The organism is Bradyrhizobium huanghuaihaiense, assembly GCF_007830635.1.
GTDB lineage: Bacteria > Pseudomonadota > Alphaproteobacteria > Rhizobiales > Xanthobacteraceae > Bradyrhizobium > Bradyrhizobium huanghuaihaiense.
The window spans coordinates 1-3,911 of sequence record NZ_VLLA01000084.1; the positions used below are offsets into that span (position 1 = coordinate 1).

General features: G+C 57.2%; 4 protein-coding genes. 2 read left to right on the forward strand and 2 right to left on the reverse strand.

Annotation, left to right across the window (positions count from 1 at the left end):
• Positions 1–194 precede the first annotated feature (194 nt).
• A complete protein-coding gene (locus tag IQ16_RS44770) occupies positions 195–494 on the reverse strand; it encodes a hypothetical protein (protein ID WP_018642713.1) in 300 nt (99 codons plus the stop codon).
• Positions 495–747: 253 nt separating this feature from the next.
• Here IQ16_RS44770 and IQ16_RS44775 point away from each other — a divergent pair, with 253 nt between their 5' ends.
• Positions 748–1,107: a hypothetical protein gene (locus IQ16_RS44775; RefSeq protein ID WP_208751674.1), complete on the forward strand. Its 360-nt coding sequence runs from the start codon at positions 748–750 to the stop codon at positions 1,105–1,107.
• 198 nt (positions 1,108–1,305) lie between these two features.
• On the opposite strand, the gene IQ16_RS44780 is transcribed toward IQ16_RS44775, so the two are convergent.
• Positions 1,306–2,886, reverse strand: a complete 1,581-nt coding sequence (locus IQ16_RS44780) for a winged helix-turn-helix domain-containing protein (protein ID WP_018642711.1) — start codon at positions 2,884–2,886, stop codon at positions 1,306–1,308.
• A 153-nt stretch (positions 2,887–3,039) separates the two neighbouring features.
• Between IQ16_RS44780 and IQ16_RS44785 the strand changes: the two genes are divergently transcribed.
• Positions 3,040–3,363 carry a DUF1127 domain-containing protein gene (locus IQ16_RS44785; RefSeq protein WP_018642710.1) on the forward strand — a complete coding sequence of 108 codons (324 nt, stop codon included), beginning with the start codon at positions 3,040–3,042 and terminating at the stop codon, positions 3,361–3,363.
• Positions 3,364–3,911: the final 548 nt, after the last annotated feature.

Consider the following 3,911-nt stretch of genomic DNA (forward strand, 5'->3'; position numbering starts at 1 on the left):
GGGTGTCTGGGACATGGCGTGCTCCTTGTCTTGGCGCCCCTGGCCAGCTTATCGCTGGCGGGGCAGGAGCACGGCCGGACCATCCCATTAGCCGACATTGGTCGGCGAGGGCGCCCAAAATTGAAAAAAGGCCGCTGGCAATATGTCCAGCGGCCTCCGCGCTTAACGTGGTTTGCCGCCGGGTGGCGCCCGGACTAGAGATCGATGCTAACAGCGATGTTACGGCCCTGTAGTTCGGCAATCTTCAACCCGTCAGCCATCACCTGCGCGAACTCCGGGTCCTTTGCCACGGCCTCCTGCACTTTGCCGTAGACCTCCCAATTGGCGTAGCGCGTCGTAACCAGCAACTCTCCTGCCCAATGGCCAGTGTGGAAACGGGACAGCCGAAGAAATTCGGCGCCGTGTTTTTCGAAGATTTTCTTCGCCCGCCCGACAACCTTGGTCATTTCCTCGGGCTTGTCGGTTTTGAAGCGAGTGAATTGAACGATCGGCATGGGACTACCTCCTTAGCGATGTAAAAATGTCCAAGAGGCATGCATCGAGTGACCTTTGGGAGCGAACCCCAATGCAATCTCGATGAAGGTTTGTCTTCATCGATTGATTTTGGTTCAGGATTCGCAAGAGACAGTAACGCTGCCGCATCTCGGCTCACATCGTTACTGGCTAAAACCGGTGGGCCGATATCAAGACCTGAGCTGTTCGGGCGTGTAGAGCAGCTCACATCACGCGAGGACTTGCCAGGTCGCCATGCTCTTTATCAACTTTGAGAAGCTGCATCGTCTGCGCCTGCAAGGCATCGCCAGTATTGACGATAACGATCCTCTGCTGTCGGAGTACGCTGAGGCGCAACTGGTCGTCCGGGTGAGCGTGACTGAATTTTTCGTAACTGCCCGCCCACGCTATGTACACCGATACAAAAAGATACAACCGTCAGAATTTGTGCCTCGCTCGACATGCGAAACGCCTTTGGCCCCCTGGAAGCGTGTCGGTGATATACAGGCCTCTTTACCCGCGAAGGACCGCGCTCGCGTCGAGCGAGAAGGCAATCTGCTCTCGCGAGCAGAGTATGAAAAGTACCTCAGTGACGTTGGGAGCCGCGAGACTTAAGCCGCGTGACTGCCGATACGAGAACGTTGGGCACGACCGCCGATGAGATGATCGAGTAAAGGCATTTTGCTGCACTGCATGAGTCCGAAAATGGCCCTTAGCCGGAGTCGATTGAGCGCTTGTCATATCGGCTGTCAGGGGCAAACTGGACGCCGATCCAACTTGGTCTCCACCGCTGCTCATGACCCATCTGCGACATTACCCCTCCGGTACTCCTGCCAATCGCATGCCCTCATAAATGCGCTCACGTTTGGCGAGATAAGCTGGATTATCGGTCGACGGGCTGGCGCGGAAGCGGCGGATGCTGAAATTAGGTTGAAGCGCGAGCCCCGCTTGCGCAGCGGCCCGCGCGTCATCGAGTGCTCCAAGCAGTGCTAGGGCAGCGGCGAGCCCAAGATGCGCAAACGGATAATTTCGGTTGGCGTCGATGCTCCTGCGGAGCCAACAGACGGCTTCCCTATCGGCACTAAGTTGCAACTTAGCGAAACCGACATACTGCATCCACATGAAGGCATGAATGTCGCGGGGAGACAGGCGGAGTGCCTCTAAGACATGCGCCTCAGTGTCCCCGCCGCGACCGAGGAAAATCTTGGCTTGACCGATTAACCCGTGCGCATGGGCCAGATTTCGGTCCAACGCCAAAGCGTGTTGTAGTTCGTCAATGCCCTCGGACACGCGGTTCGTGAAAATTTTTGCTGTTCCCAAATGTAAGTGAGCCAAGGCGTGGTTCGGCGCGAGGGTCAGGACATGCATAACGGCCACTTCTGCTATGGTAAGGTACTTTATCCGATTGTCGGTCATGTAGCCGGCGCCAACAATGCCATCGACATGCGCTAAGCCCAGACGCGCTTCGATATTGCCGGGATCAAGCGTCAGGGCGCGCTCGAAAAAGTGGCGCGCCTGCAAGATACATTCGGAAGTCAACCCCATATTGAGCTTAGCTCTGCCCTGGAAGTACAACTCCATTGAATTGGGATGCGCCGAACGTTGTGCTCTCACGGCCTCGGCTGCGACGAGCTGCGCGTCTAAGGAGTTAGCTAGCCTAGATATGATCTCGTCCTGCATATCGAACAGATCGGCGACGGGTTTGTCAAAGCGGTCCGCCCATAAATGCGTGCCGGTTTCAGCGTCTACCAGCTGCACGTTGACGCGAAGTCGGCTTTCGTGGCGCTGTATGGAGCCTTCTAGCACATACCGGATGTTCAACTCGCGACCGATTTGCTTGAGGTCAGCCGCTTTGCCCTTGTAGGTGAATGCGGTGTGTCGCCCGATCACCAATGAGCCGCTGATCCGCGACAAGTCCGTAGTGAGGCTTTCCGTCACACCATCGACGAAATAGTCGTGCTCTGGGTCGCCGTTGAGGTTGGCGAAGGGCAACACAACGATGGAGAGGCGAGGCGGTGAAAGCGACCTTTGTGCCGTGCCGTCGTTCTGCGCCGCCGAATTAGCCGACGCAGTTTCGGGCCTCTGCCCTTCGTGCACTACGCCAACGAAGCGAAAGCCTTTGCGCGGCAACGTTTTGATTAGGCGCTGCTTGTCACCATCGTCACCGATTGCGGCGCGAGCGGCATTCAAGCGGGTCGTCAACGCGGCATCTGAGACTATGCGTCCGTTCCAAACCGCGCTGATGACATCGTCCTTGCTGACGACGCGCTCCCTGTGCCGGATCAAATAGTCTAGTAGATCGAAGACCTGCGGCGTGATGGAAACAGGGATGGTCCCGCGATGTAGCTCGCGACGGTCAGTATCGAATGCGTACTCCTCGAAGAAATAGCGCATCTGGCGATCCCTTAGGGCCTTCGATTTTCAGGCTTTAACGCCCTCGAACGCAAAGAATACGCCGCTGGTAAGGAAAATGTAAGCCGGATGTCAGGCGCGGTGGCTCGTCGTACAGCATGTTCGTCCTGTGAAAAGTAGACAGGACACACGGCAATGAGCACAGTCCAAGAGATCACCAAGTTGCAGCACAGAGCAACTACCGACCGGCCGGTCTATAGTCCGCTCGAAGCATATTGGAAGGCATTTCAGGAGTGGCGCAAACGCCGGAGGCTGCAAATGGAATTATGCCGCCTGACGGACCGCGAACTGATGGATATTGGCACGACGCGAGGCGAGATTGACTACGTCGTGTCGAACAGAGATATCGACCCGCGAGGCATACGAGCCGAATGGGTCCAATACCTGCCAACAGTGGACGGCCAAATCCACCCACATTGGGACAAGCACCTCTCAGAAGCACGCGTCAAACCTCGCTAGTGCAATGCGCGGAAACCATCGCGGTCTGCTACGCAAGCCGTTATGGCTGCTTCTGGCCCGAATGCGAAGTTCGGGCGGCGCCCTCAGTTGTCGGCTTATCGGGGTAGACCGGAACCAACCGGCCGACCTTCCAAACGGCGCTCATGACCCATAGCAGAAGCAAGCGATGAGTGCACCGGCATCGCAGCGCTGTGGAGCCTTGGCTCAAGCCTTTGTGGCTGGGCGTCCTCTTCGATCATCCCGCCGGACATCATCCAACGCTAACATCCTATTGCGGTAGCGGGCCCGGTCTGGTCACCCTTCGATTGTCTGCGTGTCGAGGACCGCTAAGGGTCAAAATGCGAAGACCTCAACCTGAGCAAATCTAGGCTGTGTACTCATTAAGCGGCTGGCCGCCTGATGTCCGCTCACCCCCTAACTCCGGCGGGAAAGCGGACGTCTCCCGAGGTCGCCGAAGGGCCAATTCCGGATGTCCGCGAGATTATCTTGTTGAGCCGTCCGGCGGCGAACCCGTCGTGACGTGGTCGTCCGACTCAAGCTTCGATTCT